Origin of the sequence: Bacillus sp. FSL K6-6038 (assembly GCF_038050455.1) — a bacterium.
In the GTDB taxonomy this organism is placed as follows: domain Bacteria; phylum Bacillota; class Bacilli; order Bacillales; family Bacillaceae_G; genus Bacillus_A; species Bacillus_A pseudomycoides.
Map to the genome: position 1 here is coordinate 542,313 of NZ_JBBOUH010000001.1, position 20,795 is coordinate 563,107.

The 20,795-nt window shown below is 33.7% G+C and carries 20 protein-coding genes and 2 pseudogenes; 14 read left to right on the plus strand and 8 right to left on the minus strand.

Going from position 1 to position 20,795, the window contains the following annotated elements; all coding sequences use genetic code 11:
- Positions 1-176 precede the first annotated feature (176 nt).
- The gene (locus NSQ40_RS02825) at positions 177-446 is read left to right on the plus strand and encodes a hypothetical protein (RefSeq protein ID WP_033795860.1); all 270 of its coding nucleotides are present in this window, start codon (positions 177-179) and stop codon (positions 444-446) included.
- Positions 447-598: 152 nt separating this feature from the next.
- Here NSQ40_RS02825 and NSQ40_RS02830 read toward each other — a convergent pair whose 3' ends face one another.
- Positions 599-1,393: an EcsC family protein gene (locus NSQ40_RS02830; protein ID WP_258248429.1), complete on the minus strand. Its 795-nt coding sequence runs from the start codon at positions 1,391-1,393 to the stop codon at positions 599-601.
- A 361-nt stretch (positions 1,394-1,754) separates the two neighbouring features.
- Here NSQ40_RS02830 and NSQ40_RS02835 point away from each other — a divergent pair, with 361 nt between their 5' ends.
- Both NSQ40_RS02835 and NSQ40_RS02840 read left to right on the plus strand, forming a co-directional pair.
- Positions 1,755-2,444, plus strand: a complete 690-nt coding sequence (locus NSQ40_RS02835; RefSeq protein ID WP_018765616.1) for a DUF4274 domain-containing protein — start codon at positions 1,755-1,757, stop codon at positions 2,442-2,444.
- Positions 2,445-2,514: 70 nt separating this feature from the next.
- Positions 2,515-2,868: pseudogene (locus NSQ40_RS02840) on the plus strand (histidine kinase); the annotation flags it as partial.
- On the opposite strand, the pseudogene NSQ40_RS02845 reads toward NSQ40_RS02840, so the two are convergent.
- A pseudogene (locus NSQ40_RS02845) lies at positions 2,823-3,098 on the minus strand (citrate transporter); the annotation flags it as partial. The pseudogenes NSQ40_RS02840 and NSQ40_RS02845 overlap by 46 nt on opposite strands.
- Before the next feature lie 254 nt (positions 3,099-3,352).
- Here NSQ40_RS02845 and NSQ40_RS02850 point away from each other — a divergent pair.
- From NSQ40_RS02850 to NSQ40_RS02880, 7 genes are all read left to right on the plus strand, one after another.
- A complete protein-coding gene (locus tag NSQ40_RS02850; protein WP_341286058.1) occupies positions 3,353-3,607 on the plus strand; it encodes a hypothetical protein in 255 nt (84 codons plus the stop codon).
- Positions 3,608-3,773: 166 nt separating this feature from the next.
- Positions 3,774-5,048, plus strand: a complete 1,275-nt coding sequence (locus NSQ40_RS02855; RefSeq protein ID WP_097786854.1) for a right-handed parallel beta-helix repeat-containing protein — start codon at positions 3,774-3,776, stop codon at positions 5,046-5,048.
- Positions 5,048-5,566, plus strand: a complete 519-nt coding sequence (locus NSQ40_RS02860) for a nitrous oxide reductase accessory protein NosL (protein ID WP_003195015.1) — start codon at positions 5,048-5,050, stop codon at positions 5,564-5,566. Before NSQ40_RS02855 ends, NSQ40_RS02860 begins: the two co-directional genes overlap by 1 nt.
- 95 nt (positions 5,567-5,661) lie before the next feature.
- A complete protein-coding gene (locus NSQ40_RS02865) occupies positions 5,662-6,474 on the plus strand; it encodes an ABC transporter permease (protein WP_098187795.1) in 813 nt (270 codons plus the stop codon).
- Entirely contained in the window at positions 6,471-7,166 is a 696-nt protein-coding gene (locus NSQ40_RS02870) for an ABC transporter ATP-binding protein (RefSeq protein WP_033795862.1), read from the plus strand. Before NSQ40_RS02865 ends, NSQ40_RS02870 begins: the two co-directional genes overlap by 4 nt.
- A gap of 168 nt (positions 7,167-7,334) precedes the next feature.
- On the plus strand, positions 7,335-8,279 hold the full coding sequence (locus NSQ40_RS02875; RefSeq protein WP_098187796.1) for an alpha/beta hydrolase family protein: 945 nt from the start codon (positions 7,335-7,337) through the stop codon (positions 8,277-8,279).
- On the plus strand, positions 8,252-9,082 hold the full coding sequence (locus NSQ40_RS02880; protein WP_018765610.1) for an ankyrin repeat domain-containing protein: 831 nt from the start codon (positions 8,252-8,254) through the stop codon (positions 9,080-9,082). Before NSQ40_RS02875 ends, NSQ40_RS02880 begins: the two co-directional genes overlap by 28 nt.
- A gap of 48 nt (positions 9,083-9,130) precedes the next feature.
- Here NSQ40_RS02880 and NSQ40_RS02885 read toward each other — a convergent pair whose 3' ends face one another.
- Genes NSQ40_RS02885 through NSQ40_RS02910 form a run of 6 tightly spaced genes read right to left on the minus strand, consistent with a single transcriptional unit; the run spans position 9,131 to position 15,576 of the window.
- A complete protein-coding gene (locus tag NSQ40_RS02885; RefSeq protein ID WP_258248430.1) occupies positions 9,131-10,276 on the minus strand; it encodes a hypothetical protein in 1,146 nt (381 codons plus the stop codon).
- The gene (locus NSQ40_RS02890) at positions 10,273-11,610 is read right to left on the minus strand and encodes a F390 synthetase-related protein (protein ID WP_033795864.1); all 1,338 of its coding nucleotides are present in this window, start codon (positions 11,608-11,610) and stop codon (positions 10,273-10,275) included. The genes NSQ40_RS02885 and NSQ40_RS02890 overlap by 4 nt, the downstream gene beginning before the upstream one ends.
- On the minus strand, positions 11,603-12,454 hold the full coding sequence (locus tag NSQ40_RS02895) for an MBL fold metallo-hydrolase (RefSeq protein WP_018765607.1): 852 nt from the start codon (positions 12,452-12,454) through the stop codon (positions 11,603-11,605). Before NSQ40_RS02895 ends, NSQ40_RS02890 begins: the two co-directional genes overlap by 8 nt.
- The gene (locus tag NSQ40_RS02900) at positions 12,451-13,437 is read right to left on the minus strand and encodes an NAD-dependent epimerase/dehydratase family protein (RefSeq protein ID WP_018765606.1); all 987 of its coding nucleotides are present in this window, start codon (positions 13,435-13,437) and stop codon (positions 12,451-12,453) included. The genes NSQ40_RS02895 and NSQ40_RS02900 overlap by 4 nt, the downstream gene beginning before the upstream one ends.
- Positions 13,434-14,597, minus strand: coding sequence for an ATP-grasp domain-containing protein (locus tag NSQ40_RS02905; RefSeq protein ID WP_258248431.1), 1,164 nt, complete (start codon positions 14,595-14,597; stop codon positions 13,434-13,436). Before NSQ40_RS02905 ends, NSQ40_RS02900 begins: the two co-directional genes overlap by 4 nt.
- Positions 14,587-15,576 (minus strand): beta-ketoacyl-ACP synthase III, encoded by a 990-nt coding sequence (locus NSQ40_RS02910; RefSeq protein ID WP_003194997.1) that lies wholly within the window; start codon positions 15,574-15,576, stop codon positions 14,587-14,589. Before NSQ40_RS02910 ends, NSQ40_RS02905 begins: the two co-directional genes overlap by 11 nt.
- Positions 15,577-16,215: 639 nt before the next feature.
- Here NSQ40_RS02910 and NSQ40_RS02915 point away from each other — a divergent pair.
- The 4 genes from NSQ40_RS02915 to NSQ40_RS02930 are packed head-to-tail and all read left to right on the plus strand — an operon-like array spanning position 16,216 to position 20,467.
- Entirely contained in the window at positions 16,216-17,313 is a 1,098-nt protein-coding gene (locus NSQ40_RS02915; protein WP_141525825.1) for an ABC transporter ATP-binding protein, read from the plus strand.
- Positions 17,313-18,245: a carbohydrate ABC transporter permease gene (locus tag NSQ40_RS02920; protein ID WP_097786921.1), complete on the plus strand. Its 933-nt coding sequence runs from the start codon at positions 17,313-17,315 to the stop codon at positions 18,243-18,245. The genes NSQ40_RS02915 and NSQ40_RS02920 overlap by 1 nt, the downstream gene beginning before the upstream one ends.
- Positions 18,242-19,063 carry a carbohydrate ABC transporter permease gene (locus NSQ40_RS02925; RefSeq protein WP_098716137.1) on the plus strand — a complete coding sequence of 274 codons (822 nt, stop codon included), beginning with the start codon at positions 18,242-18,244 and terminating at the stop codon, positions 19,061-19,063. Before NSQ40_RS02920 ends, NSQ40_RS02925 begins: the two co-directional genes overlap by 4 nt.
- 27 nt (positions 19,064-19,090) lie before the next feature.
- Entirely contained in the window at positions 19,091-20,467 is a 1,377-nt protein-coding gene (locus NSQ40_RS02930; RefSeq protein ID WP_098716136.1) for an ABC transporter substrate-binding protein, read from the plus strand.
- The last annotated feature ends 328 nt before the right edge of the window (positions 20,468-20,795 follow it).

Genomic DNA, 20,795 nt, shown 5'->3' on the forward strand with positions numbered 1-20,795 from the left:
TTTTCTTTTTTGTAAAATTAGAAAGGTGAAACACCTGAAAGGAAATAATATCTTATTTTCTTTAAGTTACTTTAGTGTTTTTTTGTACCATTAATATTTCCAATTATGGTATATTTTTTAGCGGAAGAAGATGTTCAATTAATAATAAATATATTTTTATTAAAAAGGAGAATATTTTGTTAAAAAAAAGTAGGGTAACTACAAGTATATCGATTTTAATACCAGTTCTATTGATCTTACTCATAGTTAACTTTATAAATGAAATTATTTTAACTGTATTTCAGGGGATTTCTCTTGTTTTACCTTTATTTCTTTGTCCTATTGGATTTATTTTAGCTATTTTTTCTTATAAAGTAGATAAAAATAATGGAGCAAAGATTGGGATCGTATTAAATGTGTTAGTATTCTTAATTCCTTTTATTTTGCTGATACGGGGAACGATGTGATTTCTATTTTGGTTATATTTAAATAGAGTTACCTTCTCTAAAGGGGAAAAACGTAGAAAGATCTTTGATAATTTTTGAGGGATTCTGGTGCAAGAAATATATGGGTATATTCTCTTTTATTATATCTTTGCACCAGCCCACCTTTTTAGACACTATTTAGAAGTGTATTTCATTCCTTCTAGTCTATCTAGTACCCTTCTTTTCTTATAAAACATTTTCCCTACTTCTGCAATTTCTTCAATTGTTTTTCGGTTTAAATAAGCACCAAAAATCATACCAGCAATGGGAATCATCTGAAATAGCTTCTTCCAACCGTAATTGTCACGATATACAGTAAACACTTCGCGCCATGATTTAATTTGGGACATACTGTCGTCGTGATTGACACGAGCATCAAAATGTTTTAATTCATGAAGAATGGTTTGTTTTCCTACAATATCAGACGAGGAAAATTGTAAGCATTTTACGATAAATAATCTCTCTTGAATATCTTCAGGATTATAACCGTAGCAAATTGCAATTTCTTGCAAAACGTTTAGTGACATGCTTAAAACAGCTGGAATATCAATTGCTAGGGTAAAAATGCCACCAAAACCGGTTGTGGCCCCTTGTGCAGTTGCGACAGATTTTCTATTCTCGATAATTTTATCAACGATTGTATCTATCTCACTTAAAGGGAATTTTTGAACATCTGTTAAAGAAGCTGCGTTTTCAAATTTCTTTATTGTTGTTTGTGGATGAATTAAATATTTACTTCCAGAATTGAGATATTGAATGAGCTCATCTAGTAAAATATTAATTTTTTTATGGATAAACTTAGGAGTTAACTTATCAAGAATAGCAAATGGAATTTCCCCCCACTTTTCAAAGAACCAAAGATCTTCCTGTTCTTTCTCCCATTTTTCAATGATTACGATTTCCTGTAATAAAAGTTCTTTTGACTCCATTTTTCGCCCTACTTTCTTATAACCGTGTCTTTCTATTTTACTGGGTATTTTTTGAATAATAAATAAAATTTAGCGTTTGTATTTATATTGGATGCTGTAAATAAGAAAAAGAGATAAGAGAACCAGCTTGAAGGAAGTATAGAATTAGATAACGTAATACAGCATTTCAGTTGGGATTTCTTGTGTAGGAAGTAGATATACGAGTACAATAAATATGTTAGTTTTACTTAACTTTTAACATTTGAATAAGCTTAATTGATTTTTGTGAGGTATCCTTTTTTACTGATAAAGGGCTTAATCCATTTGTAGATATCAGTATTTTCTGTAAAAAAGAGACTTTAGTTCGAAAGTGGTGGATGAAATGAATATACTGTTTGAAGCAATTAAGAGTAAAAATCTTGAAAAAGTGATAGGAGCTATGCCAAAGGTGGATATAAATGAACAAGATCAGTTTGGAAGAACCTCCTTGCATTACGTAATTGTAAAAAAGGCTCCTATTGAAATATTCAAAGAGTTACTAGCCTTCGGGGCGAAAACAGGCATAACAGATCGTTTACATGAGTCAGTACTTACTAAAGCAATTAAGTTTAATAATAAACAAGCTGTAAAGTGTTTAATCGAAAATGGAGTGGAATTGAATCATCCAGCCGGGATAAAGAAAACTCCTTGGTTTTTAGCAAGACATAATCCTGAAATAGCAGATTTATTATTGGAAACAAAAGGAGCTATTCGGCTGAAATTAACAGAAAGCGAACAAGCAATCATCGATGGTTGTTTGTATGGAGAACCTGCTGAAGTAAATGCTTATTTGACTCAATTAAATACTCCGGAATTGTTACATGCTTTTGTATTACATTTTAATTGGGATGATGATTTACAGCCGATGAAAATGGTATTGCAACATGCTAATTGTCAGGAAATAACTGCTATTGAAATGTTTGATTTAGTAGATGGGGATTATTGGCTGAATCAGGGAGATAGTAGTGATGAAGAAAGGGAGTATGTAGATTTTGTACAACATCTTTTAAGGAGGTTTCCTAATATATTATAAGCTATTTTTCATATTGTGATCTTTGTATTAAGGAGATTATACAGAGTAATGGGCAATGAAAGTTAGGGGAATGATTTTGAAGGTTAAAAAATTAAAATTACAGCCAGGAATTACATTGACGATTGGTACACTCATTTTCTTTGTTATTGTTTTAACGAGCTTTCTTTTTTACTATATTGTATCTGAAACGGTGGAAGAGCAAATTGGTAAAAGGGCATTACACGTCGCAAAAACAGTTGCTGCCATACCTGAAATTCAAGAAGCATTTCAGAAAGAAAACCCATCTGCTATTATTCAACCAATTGTTGAGAAAATAAGAGTAGAAACAGATGCCGATTTTATCGTGGTAGGAAATAAAGATGGGATTCGTTATGCGCATCCGTTTACAATCTTCAAGATTTTACTAATGATTGGATCAAATAATCCACTATCAATCATAATTCCGAAATATAAAATGGCAAACATAAGCATAATACCAGTTGGTGCTAATTTCTTAATCCCGTCTAGCATCATTGGTCCTACATTTGCATAAAATCCTCCAATTAATGCAAATATAATAGGAATTAATATTAATGCAACTAATGCTGATATACGTTTGGTCATAATTAAAAACATAAAGACAAAGACCATCGCAAACCCGAGTACTGCTAACATGTAATCTCCCCCTCTGAAAATGATTGCGCTTTCAATAAATGCTGAAAATTCAGAAAAACCTTTTTATTTATCATAAAGGATGGAGTATGTATGGTAAATAATTAGAAAAATAACGTTATTAAACGCATAATCGTTATTTTGTTCATTTTGTTCATGAGTTTTATTTTGAATTTTTAAAAATATAAGGTGTTTATTGCAGGAGTGATAGAATAGATGAGAAAATAGAGAAGCGTGAAGTAGGGAGTAGATTTTGAATGGAAGCAATGATTGAAGAGATTTATAGTTCATATAAAGGAAGAGTAGAAGAGATTTTCGTTGATGAATTATCTTACGTATATGAATGGGAAAAATTAATGACGATTCGAAAAAATGACGGAACACTGGAGAAAGTAGCAGTGGGAATTAGTGGTCATATACGATCTGTAAATATAGAGATTGGTCAGGAAATTGATATGGATACATTGTTACTTAAGTTAGAAGATGATTTATTGATTACGGGCTGCGAATGATAGAAGATGTGTAGAAATTGCTACACATCTTTTTTTATTAGTGAAAATTCCATTTATTACAAAAAATGCATTGTTTTTTCACAAATCTCACACAAATCTCACACAAATTTTTGGTATTCTCCTAAATGAGTAAGTGAATAGAATTTGATAGAGAAGGGAATTACATATGAAAATGATTCGATTTTCTTTTCTCTTATTTTTTGTATTACTTTGTATCCCATTTCGTATTCATGCTGAAACAACAATTCAATCACAAATTGATGATACTCCTGCGTACGGAACTGTAAAGCTAAAAAATGGTATGTATAATGAAGCGATTGAAATATCAAAACCTATTACGTTGGAAGGAGAGAAAAATACGAAGATTCGTTTTTGTGGTAATAAACCTGTTATTAAGGTGAATGGGGAAAATGTTACTGTTAAACGACTAAAAATAGAGCAGTGTAAGAAAAGAGAGGGAACAGCCGCTGTATATGTTGCAGGAGTCGGGCATAATTTCACTGATTTAGAAATTCGTACACAGCAAATTGGGATGAAGTTGGAAGGTACTCAAAATACGAAAATCCAGAATAGCAGTATTCTAGGAGAAGCTAACGGTAATGGAATTGATTTATGGAAGTCCCATTGGAATCAAATTGAAAATGTTCGAATGAAAAATGTAAGGGATGGGATTTATTTAGAGCAAAGTGATAATAATCAAATATTAAGAAATTCCATTAGGCAATCTCGTTATGGTATTCACCTTATGTATTCTGATGGTACGAATGTGAGCAATAATATATCACAATATAATATAACTGGTGCGATGATTATGGGTACGAAAAGAACGACTGTAAAGGGAAATCAATTTATCAATAATAGAAGAAATGTTCATGCGCAAGGATTACTTTTGTACGATGCGATAGAAACGGAAGTTATGCAGAATCAAGTTACTAACAATAGAGTGGGAATGTATGTTGAAAAGGCGAAAGATAATCGGATTATAAAAAACATCGTTACAAATAACTTTATTGGAGTGCAATTAAAAAATGCAAATGAAAATGAAATAGCTGAGAATACCTTTTTAAGTAATATCAATGGCTCACAAGCTACGAAAAGCACGAATAATGTAATTCATCGTAATTATTGGGATGGTGCTTTAAAAGTAGATTTAAATCATACAGGTATTAGTGCATTACCTTATAAGGCTGATTCTTTTTTTTTAGTTTTAACGCAGGATATTCCTGAATACCAGTTGTTTTTTCATTCGCCTGGGATGCTTATTTTACAAAATTTAATCAAAATTCCAGATGAATCGATGTTAATTGATTATAAACCAAGTATGAGTATGCAGTTTTCGAAGATAGAAAGAGGTACAGAAAGTCAATTTGAAGCTTGGATTATTAGTGTAAGTATGTTGCTTATGGGAAGTATATTGTTCTTTTTAGGGAGGAAGTATTGATGAAAATAAAACATGTTGTATTTGTTATGTGTATGTGTCTAGTATTTGCAGTGGTAGGGTGTGGAAAGAAGGGCGCAGAGCCAGTCGCGGTCGATGAAAAAAATGATAAGTGTGATGTTTGTAATATGGCAGTAATGGATAATCAATTCGCAACGGAAGTTATTTTAGAAAATGGTAAAGCGCTAAAATTTGATGACATTGGTTGTATGTATAAATGGATGGACGAACATAAAAATGAAAAAACACAAGAAAAATTTGTTCGAGATTATCATACAAAGGATTGGATTTCATTAGATAAAGCTACTTATGTGTATGATAAAACAATTAAAACGCCAATGGCATACAATGTAATTTCTTTTAAAGAGAAAAAAGATGCTGAAAACTTTGTATCTAAACATGCTGGAAAAGTCTTTTCATATAAAGAGTTAACGGATCATAAATGGGAAATGAATAAAGAAATGATGGGGAAAATGAAGAAGGAACATGGGAAAGAGAATAACTCAGGGCACTCTCATTAATATAAAATAAAATGGAAAGAGGCTTTATAGCCTACAAATAGCTGGATAAAAGACAACCTTAGGCGGTTGTCTTTTTCTATAAAAAGGGTGATGATATGTGGAATATATGCTATTCAGAGTGGCGTAGAACAGTAAGAGAAAAGTCTTCGTATACATTTTTATTACTTTGGATTGTAATACTTTCTTTATTATTTTTGATGGAACGGAATGTACCATCCTTAGTGGGATATACGAACACAATGGGAACAATTTTAAACTTAATTTTATACATTATCCCTTTATTTATGTTAATCGCAGGATCATTTTCAATTGCAAATGAGATGGAAAATGGACAATGGCGGCTTCTGTGTACATATCCTTTAACTACATCCTCATATGTAATAGGAAAGATTGCTGGTCAATTTATAGCGCAAATTATTCTTTTTACACTTAGCTTTGGAAGTGGTGTAATGATTGGATTATTAAGTGGAAGTATGTTTAAAAGTAGCTGGATACTAGCAATTTACTTATTTTCTATTATTCTTATATTCTTTTTTATAGTTTTAGGTATAACAATTGGTGCATTTTCTTTGACAAGGTGGCAAGCGTTAGCAATTTCAATTGCAGTTTGGTTTTTACTCATTATGATGTGGCCTACGGCAGTAATTAGTATTCTTAATCTTGTTCCATATACGATGATAGCATCGCTTATAAAAGTTTTTGTGTTTTGTAATCCGGCTGAACTGCTAAGAATCATATTTGTTATTCAATTAGGGGGAGGGGCAGTATTTGGACAATCCTATGATCAGCTTGTGATATTTTTTCAGAGTGGGGCAGTAGTTATAGTTCTTTTTATGTATAGTGCGATCTATACAGTAATCTTCTTATTATTAGCTGTTTGGCGACTAGAAAGGAGAAGAAACCAATGACGGTATTGCAAATTGATGGAATTTGTAAGCAGTATAAAAAGAAAACGGCATTATTTCCTACTTCGCTACACGGTAGAGATGGGGAATGTATTGTACTATGCGGTGGAAACGGAGCGGGGAAAAGTACGATCCTTAATATATTAGCAGGAATCTCTTCACCTACATCTGGAACAGTAAGGTTACAGGACATAGAATTGCGTAAAAATAGAAGGCAATATGTAGCTGAAATTGGTTATATGCCAGATGACTTTCATGCGCAACAATCTATGACTGTACAAGAGTTTCTATCATTCTATGCAGCTTTTCGAAAGGTAGGAAAAGAGAGAGTTCAGGAAGTAATTGCATTACTTGGATTAGAAGAGAAGCAAAGCGAGTGTTTACACAGACTATCAAAAGGAATGAGACAAAGGCTTTTATTTGGACAAGCGTGGCTCGCCAAGCCTAAATTACTACTATTAGATGAACCAACAAATGGTTTAGATCCATATTGGGTAAATGAATTTGTTACATTATTAAAAGATATAAAGAGAAGTGGTACAATCATTGTTTTTTCTACACATATGATGGATGTAGCAGCAGATATTGGAGATGTGATTCTCTTTATGGAAGATGGAAAGGTTACACAAGAAATAAGAGATGATGGAAATACGGAAAACTTGATATTACAATTATTGCAACTTCATCGTAAGTAACAGAATAGATTTTTTTCATATAATCCAAACAGCTGTTGAATCATTTTCAACAGCTGTTTGGATTATATACCTGTTCTTACTTTTGATAATATAGGCATAGAATATAGTAGGAAAGAAGAGCGATTGCAACGATTATCATTCCTGAAAAAGAATGAGAGGCGAATAGAAATGGGGAAAGAACTGTTTGTGACAATTGAAAGTGCCTTTACACTTCAAGGAACATTAACAATTCCTACATATTATTCAGAAACATATCCAGTTATTATGTTGATTGGTGGTACTGGGAAGGGAAATCGTGATGGAAATACAAGTCGTTTACAGTTAAACTTATATAAAGAATTAGCTGATTATTTTACCTCTTTAGGATTTGCAGTGCTTCGTTATGATAAACGTGGTACTCATAAAAGTAAGGGGAATTACTATAAAGCAGGGGTAACAGATTTTATTAATGATGCTGCTTTATGGATTCGATTTTTAAAGGATCATCCGCAAATAGATCCGAAACGTGTTATTATTGCGGGGCATAGTGAGGGAGCGTTGCTTGCACCAGCTGTCTACGTAAGAGAATCAGTTGCGGGATTAATATTACTTGCTGGTGCAGCAGAACCATCTAAATTGTTGCTCGAGAGACGAGTAGATAAAGTTGCTAACGAGTTAGAAATAGCGTCAGGATTCAGAGGGTGTTTATCTAAAATGTTGAAAATTCCGCAGCATATAAGAAAGCAAAATGAAATACTGATGAAAAAGGTGCAACATTCAACAAAAGCTGTTATATGGATCAAAGGTACGAAAGTGAATGCAAAATGGCTAAGAGAACAGTTACAATATAATGTAGTTACATATTTAGAGCAAGTATCATGTCCTGTTTTAGCAATTACGGGAGACAGTGATATACAAGTGCCACCTGAGCATGCTAAACTGATTGCTTCATATGTTAATGGTGAAGCAGAGTGGCATATCATTCCGAACATGAACCATATTTTAAGAAATTATGAACATAAGCATACAATGATTCGATTAATGAAGGAATATAAGGGGCTTATGGATAAATCTATTGAAGAAGAGTTGTTACATGTGATGAAGGGATGGTTAAAAAAACATTATCTTTCATAGGAGCTGTAGTTGTGAGGAAACAAAATTTTTTATTATTTATGTTGTTAGGGCTTTTCATTATGCTAGTAGCTTGTGAGAAGCAAGAAGAGGTTGAATCTAAACCGGTTCAAGTGAAAAATGAAAAGAAACAAGAGAAGACGCATAAAGAGGAAGAAGAGAACAAAGAGAAAAAGAATATGAATTTAATGGATAAGCAATTATTACTTTCTGCAACACTAGGCGATACAGAAACAGTTATGAAATTAATAAAAGATGGAGCTAACATAAATGTATCAGGGGATAAAGGAGAAACACCTGTAATGGCAGCGACGTATCATAATCATGTTGAGACAGTGAAAGCATTGATCGATGCGGGTGCAGACATTGAATTGCCAGATGAAAATAAAGAAAATCCATTCCTTTATGCAAGCAAAGAGGGCTATGTTAATATTGTGAAACTAACAATTGATGCAGGAACAAATATTAGAGAAACAAATCGTCATGGTGGAACAGCACTCATTCCAGCGGCTGAAAGAGGACATGTGGAAGTTGTAAAAGAGCTAGTAGGTCGCACAGATATCGATGTGAATTATAGAAATGACCTTGGTTGGACGGCATTACTAGAAGCAATTGTTCTTGGAAATGGCAGTGAAAATCATAAACAAATTGTTCAGTTACTCATTGATCATGGGGCAGATGTAAATATGGCAGATCGAGACGGCGTTACTCCACTAGAGCATGCGGAAAATCGTGGTTTTAAAGAAATCGCAAATATGCTAAGAGTAGCAGGAGCAAATGAAACTATCAAACAATCTACAGAATAATGTAGGGTATAGAAAAAGAGATAAGAGGGAATCTTATCTCTTTTTTATTTAAAAGCGATGTTTTTTTGCCATCGGTTCTATACATGTATTTAATATCCAACTTAAGATTCTCCAGACTTTTTGTTGTTTATGTGGCAAATGGTCATTATATATATAGCTGTATTCAATCTGCTGTTTTGCACCACGATTTCGTTTGAACTCTCCAGCTCCAGCGCTACAATGACAAATTAAATTTTTTTCGATAGAATCCATTGTAATAAGGAGGGAAAGAATGCGATATAAGCCTTGTTGCTGATCAGAGTTTGTATCATATCCGAGTATAGGAGTTGTCATAACTCCATCTCTAATAAAGTAAGCAATGACACCATCAATTATCCCCTCTTTTTTTATAACTTTTATCTCAAATAAATGATGCTGAAGTGCGTTCCATAAATAAGCTGGTGTAAACATTGGATTATGATCGGAATATTTCTCGATATATAGTTGATTGTATAACTCGAAAATCTGTAAAATATCCTCTTTTGTTAACTCCTCATTCGTAATTATTTCATAATTACTTTTCTTTAATAAACTTTTATCATTTAATAAGTCTTTTCGTGCTTTTCGGTTCATTTTTTTATAGTCTTTTGGATTAAATAAATATACAGAACGAGACATAATTTTATTGTAACCTACAGTAGACAATGCTTGTGTAATTGTAGGGTATAATTCGCTATTTAAAGAACGGAATAAAATTGTATGCTCTGGAAATTTCTCAACAAGTAAATTCGTAATCTGTTCGATTTGTTGTTTATTGATAGAATGGTAAAGATTTGTTGATAACATCCAATTATTTACTATAATTACTTTATTAATATTCGTTCGTCGTAGCCAGCTTCCGATAATATGAATCGGATAGGTTAGTAACTTCTCTAACCACGGTTTTTTTAATTCCCATAACTCTTCTAGTGCATAGGATATGTAATGTGTATAAGGAGAACATACATATGAATTTTCAAACTCCTCATGATTAACAGTAACTGGTAATACAAGATCATCAATTTCTAATAGAAAAAGTTGAGTATTAACATTTTCAATAAATGCTGTAATGTCATTTTGTAAGAGTGGTAGGAAGCTGTCTCTTACATATGCTCCATCTCGTTTTGTGGTCCAGTCGATGCTGTGTAGAGAATGAATATCATGTAGCTTAATCATATATTCTCACCATGCTTTATAAGGTTTTCTATTCTTTTTAGTTTTTTATCATATAACTGAATATCATAATGTGAAAAGAAAAAGTGTGGTGCAACACATTTTTTAGTGGCCCATAGTGTATGTAGCTCCTGTATTACGATAGATTTACATGATTTGAAATGTTCAGGTGGTACTTTAAGTTTAATCTCAATTTTGTCTGTGCTGTGCTGAATCACTTTAAATTCTTGAATTTCATTAGATGCAAACATAATTGCTCTTCGAATGAAATCAGGAAAAATAGATATCTCACTCTTATCCAATTCACTTATCCCAATAAATATATCATCACATCGACCATCAATTCGTTCTAAGGCTAAGAAGGGAGAGCCGCAGGCGCATGTTGTTTTTTTCTCAATTAATATGTCATTGAGACGGTAGCGGATTATAGGCTGTGTTTTCCTCATGAAATCAGTAATAATAGGAACGAATATCCCTCTTTCCTGATCTAGGTATTCTTTTTCAATATGAACGAGGTCTTCATTGATATGTAATGTACCATGTTTACATGTTGTAGCAAGAAAGCCTTCTGTACATTGGTAAATTTGGTGTACTGTTTGTTGAAAAATTGTACTGATAAACTCTCTATCAATATCTTCAAGTACTTCTGCTACAGAGATAATTTTTTTGGGACAAATCATAATAAGTCCTTCTTGTTGCCAATGAGCGATTTTTCGCAACATAGAAGGAGGTGCAATTAAAATAGATGGATTTATTTCATTTAGTCGAGCGATATGTTGCTGAAACGAATCTAGTAAATCAAAAAAATGAAATGAGATTCGCTTATTTTTTGTCGCTTCATATAAATTGCTGTTCGCTCGTAGGAAAAAAGCGATAGTGTGTTTATGTAGAATGCTAGAAGGAAGTACTTTACCGATAATAGAACCAGCCCACATCGTTTGTTCTTCCTCAGAAACGAGAAAAACTCCGCGATTTCCACTAGTGCCTGATGATAGCCCAACAGTTATATTACGAATAGTCGGAGAAAAATTCCGGGTCTTTTCAGCCTCAAATGCCACATGAAAGGCTTCTTTCTTTGAAATAGAAACTGTATTTAATGTATCAAAATTTTCCATCATTACCTCTTTATTAATGATAGGGAGTGTAGCCAAGTTCCCTTTTTCGATTTCTTTTGAAAAAGGTGTATATAACTGGCGATAGAAAGGAGACATCTCTACAGTGAACAAAAGTTGTTTTTTTATTTGTTGTTTATGAAATTGTTCCAATTGTTCGCGATTTGAAAATCGTAAGCGATATTTTGTTTTCAAATATTGCTGGAGAATTCGTAATTTATTCATAGTACACCCCTGCTTTAATTTGATTCCATGTGCGTTCGCAATGAGTTGGAAGAATTTCAATTTCAGGTGATATTTGCGATAAATGATGTAGTTTTTCAATGTTGAGACGATAAGATTTTGCATCCCCAGTTAAAAGATTGGCGATCTTACTTGGAAATACAAGGTTTTCATACGTTTTACTTAGCCACACTGCATCTGCACAAAGAAAAACAATTTTATTACTATGTAAATGGACGAATACACCAAATTGTCCAATTGCATGTCCCGTTAAATCAACAGCGAGCAATGAACCATCACCAAACACGTCATAAGCCTCTTCAAATTTTCCATATGTAGGAGGTAAGCTTGATGGTGGGATTTGATCAATGAATGTCAGCCGTTGTTCTAAATCAATTGGTAATGTGTCTTTTAAGCAACCTTTTAATAGAGCACCAAATTTACTTCTCTTTTTTATATCTTCATAAGCTTTCGCGAAGGTTAGTATTTTTGCTTTCGGAAAGTCAGGTAGCCCTGCTGTATGGTCACCGTGAAAGTGAGAAAGAATAATATATTTAATTTCTTCTGGCTGGATGCCATCAAGAAGTAGTTGCTGTTTAATAGATTGCTCCTCTGTAAAATGAACAGGGGTAAGTTTAGCGTATACAGAGTAAGGAAATTTTCTTGTTGCTTCTTTAAAGTGCCGAGCATATCCGGTATCAAACAAGATATAACCTAAGCTTGGATGTTGAAGTAACCCCACTGTAGCTGGAAAGCTAATTTGCCTCCAACTCCCCTTGGAATATGCAACTTTTTCAGGGTGTGTACAATATCCTGTATCGTATAGCTTTAAAGATTTGATTTTCATTGTGTTTTCCACCATTCTACAAATTTTGTGATTCCTTCTTCTATGCTGATATTCGGAGCATAGCCTAGTTCTTTTTGAGCTTTATCAATGCTTAAAGTCTGACTTTTTGAAAGTACACTAACTGTATATTTTGTGAGAATAGGTTCTTTTCCAAGTAAAATGGTTTTTGAAATACCTTCTAGTATAGCGGCAATTGTAAAAGCGGCTTTGTAGGAAATCTTTTTATATTGAACCTCTTTACCAAGGCGTTTCATCACATTCTCAATTACTTCATATAAATTTACACGTTCACCATTTGTTATATTATATTTTTGACCTAATGTATGTTTAGGTGAATGCATACAAAGAAGTAAGGCATCTACAACATTATCGATATAGGTAATGTCTACGAGTACATCTTCTGTACCGATTCTTGGTAGAGCACCTTTTTCACATACTTTAATAAGGCGCGGGAGAATGGCGTTATCTCCTGGACCAAATAAAGCACGTGGGCGTATCGTGATAACAGGTAAACCATGATTGAATGCTTGATCAATAGATTGCTCAGCTAAGTACTTTGTTTTCGCATAATGGTTTACAAATGTATCAGGAAGTTTCGCATTTTCTACTACATCTTGTCGTTCATCATAATAGAAATAAATACTCGGTGTTGATACATGGATGAGGCGCTTTATACCAGATTTTTGACTTCCTTCGATAATATGCTTTGTTCCTAATACATTCGCATTGTAAAAATCTTTATATTTGCCCCAAGGAGAAGAAAGGGCACCGCTATGAAAGATATAGTCTTTATCTTTACAAACTTGTAGAACACTATGCCTGTCTTCAAGAGGGCAATAGACAAACTCAATTCCATTTCGCTCTAATAATTTTCCGATTGTTTTATTTCTCCCGGTTGCTGTTACTTCATAACCCATACTCGCTAATCGAAAAGCAAGTTTTTGTCCCAGAAAACCAGTTCCTCCAGTTACTAGCGTTTTCATAAATTTTCACCGTCCCATGATATGTCATATGTTGTTTGCTCCAAAATAGTCCGTCCATGTTTATAGCTTTCATGCCATAATTTATACATGCTATAAAACTGATAAAAAAATGTTTTTTTATCAGAGCGACTATAAATAATATCTGGATAGGAACATAGGACTTTCCACCATCGTTTACGTGTTTGTTTGCTTTTTAAGTAAGGAGTTCCGTATAAAAGCATTGCTAATCGAATTGCACATTGGGAGTTGTGCTTAGGAATGCGCATATTGTTCACCTTTTTAGCAAAAAAAGCGGATACTACTTCTTCGTCGAATAAATGTAATCCACTTGTGGTACGTGGATTACATTCAATCGGAATAGCGTCTCCATCTTCTGTAATGATAAAATCAAAGGCGATTTGCCCAGAGAAATTTAGCTCCTTTACGATATGTTCAACAAATTGGTCAATTTTTGGATGGTTAATATGCTCGAAAGCAATAGTAGCACCTAAACCCGCCGTGAATTCCGTTTTGTAAACAGAGTGAGCTAATACCTTCCCAGATTGTACAATACTGTAGGAGCAATGCTGCGTTCCTTTTATAAACTCTTGAATGATATAATTTTTCTTGTCCATCGTGATGCCTTTTTCAATATCTTCTTTTGTAATAAACGCTACTTTGTCAGAAAAACGAGAGAAAATAGGTTTTAACACAAAAGGAGTGGCGGGTGATGTTTGCTGAATCATTTCCTGTATGATTTGTTCGTTATTTGTTCTATATGTTGCAGGAACTTGCCAACCTAATTTCGTTACTAACTGAACAAATTCCCACTTATTATGAAGTAATGCAAGTTTCTGAAATTCGTCTACAAATATATGACAAAATCGGCTTAATTTCTCTTTATGTCTGGATATATAAAATATTTCTTCACAAGTAGGAATAAGTAAATCTACATCATGACTTTGAATAATTAATTGTAGTGCAGAGATACATTCATCTGTTTTCCATTTTGGAGAAGGAATTTCATAAAAATAATCAGTGCTCGTTGAAACTTTGCTTAATGGATAAGGAATACTATCTGCAATAATGACGGTATGTCCGTTTTTTTTAAGCAGCCTGCATAAATGCAATGCTGCTGGTGCGCGTGCGCCAGTAATTAATACTGTTTTCTTAGTACTCAAGGAGAATGCCTCCGATAGAAAGCCCAGCAGAAGTACCTAGTAATAATATTTTATCTCCGCGTTGCACTTTCTTTTGTTTAATTGCTTCGAAAAGAGCGAACGGAATGGATGCAGAAATCATATTCCCATAGTCTTCAAAAATAGTCATAAAGCGATCCTCATCGACGCCTAGCTTTTTACGAATTAGTTTCATAGCTGGTCCACTTGCTTGGTGTGGAACAATTAAATTGATATCATTTAACGAATAACCTGTATGCATAAGTAGTTTTTCGATAAAATCTAACATATATTTAGAGGACAATTTGAAAATAGCTCTGCCATTCATATCGAATAAGAAATCCTCTTTTCGTTCTTCGCTATATTCTCTAGGATGAATCATCGTTCCCCCGCCGCGAATTTCCGATAGATGTGCGCCAGAGCTATACGTTTCCATATGAGAAGCTATAATGGAAGAAGTGTGATCACTTTTGGTTACAACAACGGCCGCTGCGCCATCGCCGAATAAAATGCTGCTTTCATTTTGTCCCCAATTTAATCCTACAGAAGAAATTTCAGAAGAAATGATAACCACATTTTTGTATCTCCCGCATTCAATTGCGTAAGAAATTGTATCAAGTGCTGTTACGAAACTTAAGCATGTTGAGTTAATATCAAAACATGGAATACCAGAATGCTGTAGCCCAAGTTGTTCTTGAATAAGTGATGCAGTAGAAGGAATTGCCTGCTGGATTGTTCCGCTTCCGCAGATGATACAATCGATATCTTTCCATGTTAAATTCGCATCTGCTACAGCTTTTTTTGCAGCTTCAGCTCCCATATAAGAAGAAGTTTCCTCATCGACAAAGTATCTCGTTTTCACTCCAGCTTTTTTTAAAGTCCAGCCTTCAGAGACTCCTAACATACGATCTATTTCAAAAGAATCTACTTTTCGTTTTGGAACATATACACCAATACCTTTTATTTTAATATACCTTTTCATCCCATATCGCCTCTTAATCTTTTCATAAATTTATAAAATTCTATCATATTATATACTATTATAGAAAAAATATGGAAAAAAGTATTTTTAGGAAATTTAGTATTTTTATAAATTATTTCTATTTAATTTGTGTCGCTGTAAGAAAAGAAATAACTAACTTTATAGTGAGAAATAAATAATTAATGTGGTGAAAATTGTAAAAAAAAACAAAAAAATATTAACATGTGATTAACATCTTGTTAACAAATCATCAAAACTAACTTAATAAATAAGTAATATAGTAAAGGTAACAACGTAACTAGGGTAGAGAACATTTGAGAACACCCGCTTACATATAACAATCTATTTATATTTCTTACATTTACTCTAGTTTATAGGGGTTAAGCGAGAAGAAGGTTGTTCTATGTAGATTGGTGTTTTAAATTTGCCTACATGCATATTAGAAATACGTAAAAAGCTGAGGGAAATCAATATTTCAGGAACCCTTCCTTTATAAAGTAACTAGTAGAGAAGGTGTTTTTTCCTATTATTGCAGGAAGCTTCATTCAAACGTAAGAAGAGGCGGAGATTACAGGTAAAGCAGATTTCAATAAGCCGTTGTGAAGTATGGTTATAAGAACAAAAAAGGAGTGCAAACTGATGATTGAATTAAGAGATGTGTCAAAAGTTTATAAGAATTCAAAGGAAATAGCAGTTGAAAATGTGTCGGTGCAGATTCAAAAAGGTGAATTTTTTGTTCTAGTTGGTCCTTCTGGGTGTGGGAAAAGTACATTATTGCGAATGATTGCAGGTTTAGAAGAAATTACTTCTGGGGCGTTACTTATTAACGAAAATGTTGCAAATGATTTAGAACCGAAAAATCGAAATCTATCAATGGTATTTCAAAATTATGCTTTATATCCACATTTGACGGTAGAAGAAAATATTTTATTTGGATTAAAAATACGGAAAATTCCAAAAGAGGAACGACAAAAACGATTGATAGAAGCAGTAGAAATGGTAGGGCTTACGGAATATACAAAGTCGAAACCAGGTCAATTATCAGGTGGACAAAGACAACGTGTTGCACTGGCGCGAGCAATTGTAAGTCAAGCGCCAATTTGTTTAATGGATGAACCTCTTTCTAACTTGGATGCAAAGTTGCGTGCACAAATGCGCATTGAAATTAGAGAGATCCAGCAGCGACTAGGTATTACGATGATTTATGTGACCCATGATCAAATTGAGGCAATGACAATGGGTAATCGCATTATGGTGTTAAACAAAGGGAGTATACAACAGGTAGGCACACCGCTCGATATATATAACTATCCTGCAAATGAATTTGTTGCAGGCTTTATCGGTTCACCATCCATGAATATTGGTAATGGAATCGTAGATAAAGGTATGGGGGGATTACATGTTGATGGATTACAAATCCCGTTGTCTTCGGGGCATTTACAACAGTTTTCAGAACAAAAGGTGCGCTTAGGAATTCGTCCAGAACACATCGTATTAGCTGAAGATGGCCAAGAAGTTACACTGCAATCTGTAGAAGTATTAGGAAATGAAACAATTTTAAATTTTATAGTAAATGAAAAAACATGGAGTGCAAAAGTAATCGGACAACTTATTTTGAAAAAAGGTGATAAAGTTAAATTGCAATTTCCAGTACAGAAACTATGTTTCTTTCATAACGATACAAATGAAAGGATTCGATTCGTTGCCGAAGAAGAGTTGAAGGCGGTGGCGAAATAATGATTGAGGTAGAAAATTTACCTGTTCAAACAGAAGTTTCAAGAAAAAAGGCATTATGGGGCCGTACGAAAGATTTGCGCACAGGCTTGTTATTTTTAGCACCTTCCATCATATTATTTACAATTTTTTTGTTTTATCCATTATTTCGTACTATCTATTATAGTTTTTATTTAACAGATGTTCATGGTGAGGCAAATCTTTTCGTAGGACTGGAAAACTATCAATATTTATTGTCTGATCCAACTTTTTATAAAAGCATAAAATCTACTTTACTCTTTGTATTATATACAGTTCCAACTAGTATTTTGTTTGCACTGTTTCTTGCTTTAATTGCAAACGAAAAAATAAAAGGAATAGGCTTGTTTCGAGTTTTATTCTCTTCAACAATGGGAATTTCAGTAGCAGCTAGCGCAGTAATCTGGTTATTTTTATTCCATCCGAGTGTCGGTTTATTCAATAATATACTTGGTTCGATGAATCTTCCTGCAATTGCATGGCTAACAAGTCCAGATTGGGCATTATTTTCTGTATCAGTTACAACAGTTTGGGGAAATACGGGGTTTGCATTTTTAGTTATATTAGGTGGTTTGCAAAATATTGATACGACTCTATACGAGAGTGCATCTATTGATGGTGCTAGCTATTTACATAAACTTCGGCGCGTTACATTACCGATGCTATCTCCTACATTATTTTTTATTATAACAGTTACTTTAATTAGTGCATTTCAAAGCTTTGGACAGATTGATATTTTAACGCACGGTGGACCAAACGATGCAACAAACTTAATTGTGTACTCTATTTATAAAGAAGCTTTTGCGAATCATCAATTTGGTACAGCGAGTGCACAGGCAATGGTATTATTTATTTTCATTTTTCTTGCCACATTACTTCAATTTAAGTTTGCAGAGAGAAAGGTGCATTATAAATGATTACGAATAAGTGGAAACAACATATTCTTTTATACATACTGCTTACCATAAGCGCAGTGATGGTCTTTTTTCCAGTTCTATACGCATTTTTGCTAGGGTTCATGACGCCAGAAGACATTCAAATGAGAAGGATGTTCCCGACACAATTTACATTCGATAATTTTGTACATATTTTTCAGAAAGTACCGCTGTTTTCTTATTTATACAATAGTTTTATAGTTTCAACAGCAGTGATGATTGGGCAGCTTGTTGTATCAAGTTTAGCTGCTTATGCATTTGTATTTTTAAATTTTAAAGGACGAAATTTTATTTTCTTTCTGTTTATTTCAACGATGCTTATCCCATGGGAAGCAACGATGGTACCGAACTTTTTAACGGTACAACAATTTGGATGGATTAACACATTTACTGGAATGACGGTTCCGTTCTTTGCAACTGCTTTTGGAATCTTTTTATTACGTCAGCATTTTATGACGCTTCCAAATGAGTTAAAAGAAGCTGCCTTTATCGAGGGGATTGGCCATGTGAAGTTTTTATTCCGTATTGTCATTCCTTATTGTAAAACAAGTTTTATAACACTAGGTGTATATAGCTTTTTAACAACATGGAATATGTATTTATGGCCTCTCCTAGTTACGAATGATGAGAAAATTAGAACCGTACAAATTGGGGTGAAACAACTTCAATCTCAGGAAGTTGCAACAGATTGGGGCAGTGTGATGGCAGGAGTTACAGTTATTGTGATTCCGACTTTAATTTTATTATTTTTAGGTCAGAAGCAGTTGCAACAAGGTTTAACAAAAGGGGCAATTAAATAAACATACATATGAAAAGGTGGGATTGAGATGAGATTTTGGAAAAAAGGTGCTGTTATTATAATGGCAGTAACGATGGCTTTATCAGCTGCAGCTTGTTCAAGTAGTAAAACAGAGGGGAAATCTGAAGCAAAGGAAAAAGTAGCTCCCGCAGAAAAGAATGGAGATAAAACAGTTATTCGCTTTTGGCATGCAATGGGTGGAAAAACGCAAGGTGTGTTAGATGGAATTGTTGCAGATTATAATAAGTCACAAAATAAATATGAGGTGAAAGCTGAATTTCAAGGTTCCTATGAAGAATCTTTAACGAAGTTTAAAAATATAACAGCTTCAAAAGAATCACCAGCTCTCGTTCAATCTAGCGAAATTACAACGAGATATATGATTGATAGTAAAAAGATTACACCGATTGATAGCTGGATTAAAAAGGATAAATATGATACATCGAAATTAGAAAAAGCGATTACGAATTACTATTCAGTTGATGGGAAAATGTATTCCATGCCATTTAATTCATCTACACCAGTATTAATTTATAATAAAGATGCCTTTACAAAAGTGGGGCTCGATCCGGAAAAAGCACCGAAAACATACGCTGAATTAAAAGAAGCAGCAAAAAAATTAACTGTTAAAGAAGGCGAAAGCGTAAAACAGTACGGTTTTTCAATGTTAAATTACGGATGGTTCTTTGAAGAGCTTTTGGCAACACAAGGTGGGTTATATGTTGATAAAGAAAATGGGCGTAAAGGTGCAGCGAAAAAAGCTGTATTTAACGGAAAAGAGGGACAAAAAGTATTTGGTTTATTAGATGAACTGAATAAAGCTGGTACATTAGGAAAGTATGGGGCGAGTTGGGATGATGTTCGTGCCGCATTCCAATCTGGACAAGTTGCGATGTATTTAGATTCTTCAGCAGGTGTTCGTAATGTGATTGATTCGTCTAAATTTAATGTAGGAGTAGCATATATCCCATATCCAGAAGATGTGAAACAAAACGGAGTTGTTATTGGCGGTGCATCACTATGGATGACGAATATGGTCGCAGAAGAAACACAAAAAGGTGCTTGGAACTTTATGAAATATTTAACAAAAGCAGATGTACAAGCAAAATGGCATACGGAAACAGGTTATTTCTCTATTAACCCAGATGCATATAATGAGCCTTTAGTAAAACAACAATATGAAAAATATCCACAGTTAAAAGTAACGGTAGAACAGTTACAAGCAACAAAACCATCTGTTGCAACACAAGGTGCACTTATTAGTGTATTTCCTGAATCCCGCGATGCAGTTGTAAAAGCGCTAGAAGCAATGTATGATGGGAAAAATAGTAAAGAAGCATTAGATGAAGCAGCAAAAACAACAAATCGGGCAATTAGTATTTCGAACCGTACAAATCAAAAATAAAAGAAAGCCGTATCTGTAAAAAAGATACGGCTTTCTTATCTTTCCTTTGCTTGTTGTCTCATTTCTTACTTTAAGTATAGCGGGTAGCAAGTCTTGTAACTATCGAATTAGGTGACATGAGGATTACAGTGTTGTAAGGGTACAAATTCTCCTTTTTGAAACTTCTTTTGTTAAGGGAAAGTTAAGGAATAGCTTTCATAATAAAGTACATATATAAACGGATGGTAAATAAGCGAGAAAATGATTCATGTTATGACAGGTCTACATAGACAATGATATATAATTATTATAAGTACGTAGGATTTAGAGGAAGCAAGGCAAGGTGAAG

What these genes read in the sequence shown, in the direction of transcription:
- NSQ40_RS02860 (WP_003195015.1), top strand. Translation starts at nt 5,048, where the DNA reads ATGAAAATAAAACATGTTGTATTTGTTATGTGTATGTGTCTAGTATTT.
- NSQ40_RS02880 (WP_018765610.1), top strand. Translation starts at nt 8,252, where the DNA reads ATGGTTAAAAAAACATTATCTTTCATAGGAGCTGTAGTTGTGAGGAAA.
- NSQ40_RS02850 (WP_341286058.1), top strand. Translation starts at nt 3,353, where the DNA reads ATGGAAGCAATGATTGAAGAGATTTATAGTTCATATAAAGGAAGAGTA.
- NSQ40_RS02900 (WP_018765606.1), bottom strand. Translation starts at nt 13,437, where the DNA reads ATGAAAACGCTAGTAACTGGAGGAACTGGTTTTCTGGGACAAAAACTT.
- NSQ40_RS02930 (WP_098716136.1), top strand. Translation starts at nt 19,091, where the DNA reads ATGAGATTTTGGAAAAAAGGTGCTGTTATTATAATGGCAGTAACGATG.
- NSQ40_RS02920 (WP_097786921.1), top strand. Translation starts at nt 17,313, where the DNA reads ATGATTGAGGTAGAAAATTTACCTGTTCAAACAGAAGTTTCAAGAAAA.
- NSQ40_RS02875 (WP_098187796.1), top strand. Translation starts at nt 7,335, where the DNA reads ATGGGGAAAGAACTGTTTGTGACAATTGAAAGTGCCTTTACACTTCAA.
- NSQ40_RS02895 (WP_018765607.1), bottom strand. Translation starts at nt 12,454, where the DNA reads ATGAAAATCAAATCTTTAAAGCTATACGATACAGGATATTGTACACAC.
- NSQ40_RS02855 (WP_097786854.1), top strand. Translation starts at nt 3,774, where the DNA reads ATGAAAATGATTCGATTTTCTTTTCTCTTATTTTTTGTATTACTTTGT.
- NSQ40_RS02865 (WP_098187795.1), top strand. Translation starts at nt 5,662, where the DNA reads ATGTGGAATATATGCTATTCAGAGTGGCGTAGAACAGTAAGAGAAAAG.
- NSQ40_RS02885 (WP_258248430.1), bottom strand. Translation starts at nt 10,276, where the DNA reads ATGATTAAGCTACATGATATTCATTCTCTACACAGCATCGACTGGACC.
- NSQ40_RS02925 (WP_098716137.1), top strand. Translation starts at nt 18,242, where the DNA reads ATGATTACGAATAAGTGGAAACAACATATTCTTTTATACATACTGCTT.
- NSQ40_RS02830 (WP_258248429.1), bottom strand. Translation starts at nt 1,393, where the DNA reads ATGGAGTCAAAAGAACTTTTATTACAGGAAATCGTAATCATTGAAAAA.
- NSQ40_RS02870 (WP_033795862.1), top strand. Translation starts at nt 6,471, where the DNA reads ATGACGGTATTGCAAATTGATGGAATTTGTAAGCAGTATAAAAAGAAA.
- NSQ40_RS02910 (WP_003194997.1), bottom strand. Translation starts at nt 15,576, where the DNA reads ATGAAAAGGTATATTAAAATAAAAGGTATTGGTGTATATGTTCCAAAA.
- NSQ40_RS02890 (WP_033795864.1), bottom strand. Translation starts at nt 11,610, where the DNA reads ATGAATAAATTACGAATTCTCCAGCAATATTTGAAAACAAAATATCGC.
- NSQ40_RS02835 (WP_018765616.1), top strand. Translation starts at nt 1,755, where the DNA reads ATGAATATACTGTTTGAAGCAATTAAGAGTAAAAATCTTGAAAAAGTG.
- NSQ40_RS02915 (WP_141525825.1), top strand. Translation starts at nt 16,216, where the DNA reads ATGATTGAATTAAGAGATGTGTCAAAAGTTTATAAGAATTCAAAGGAA.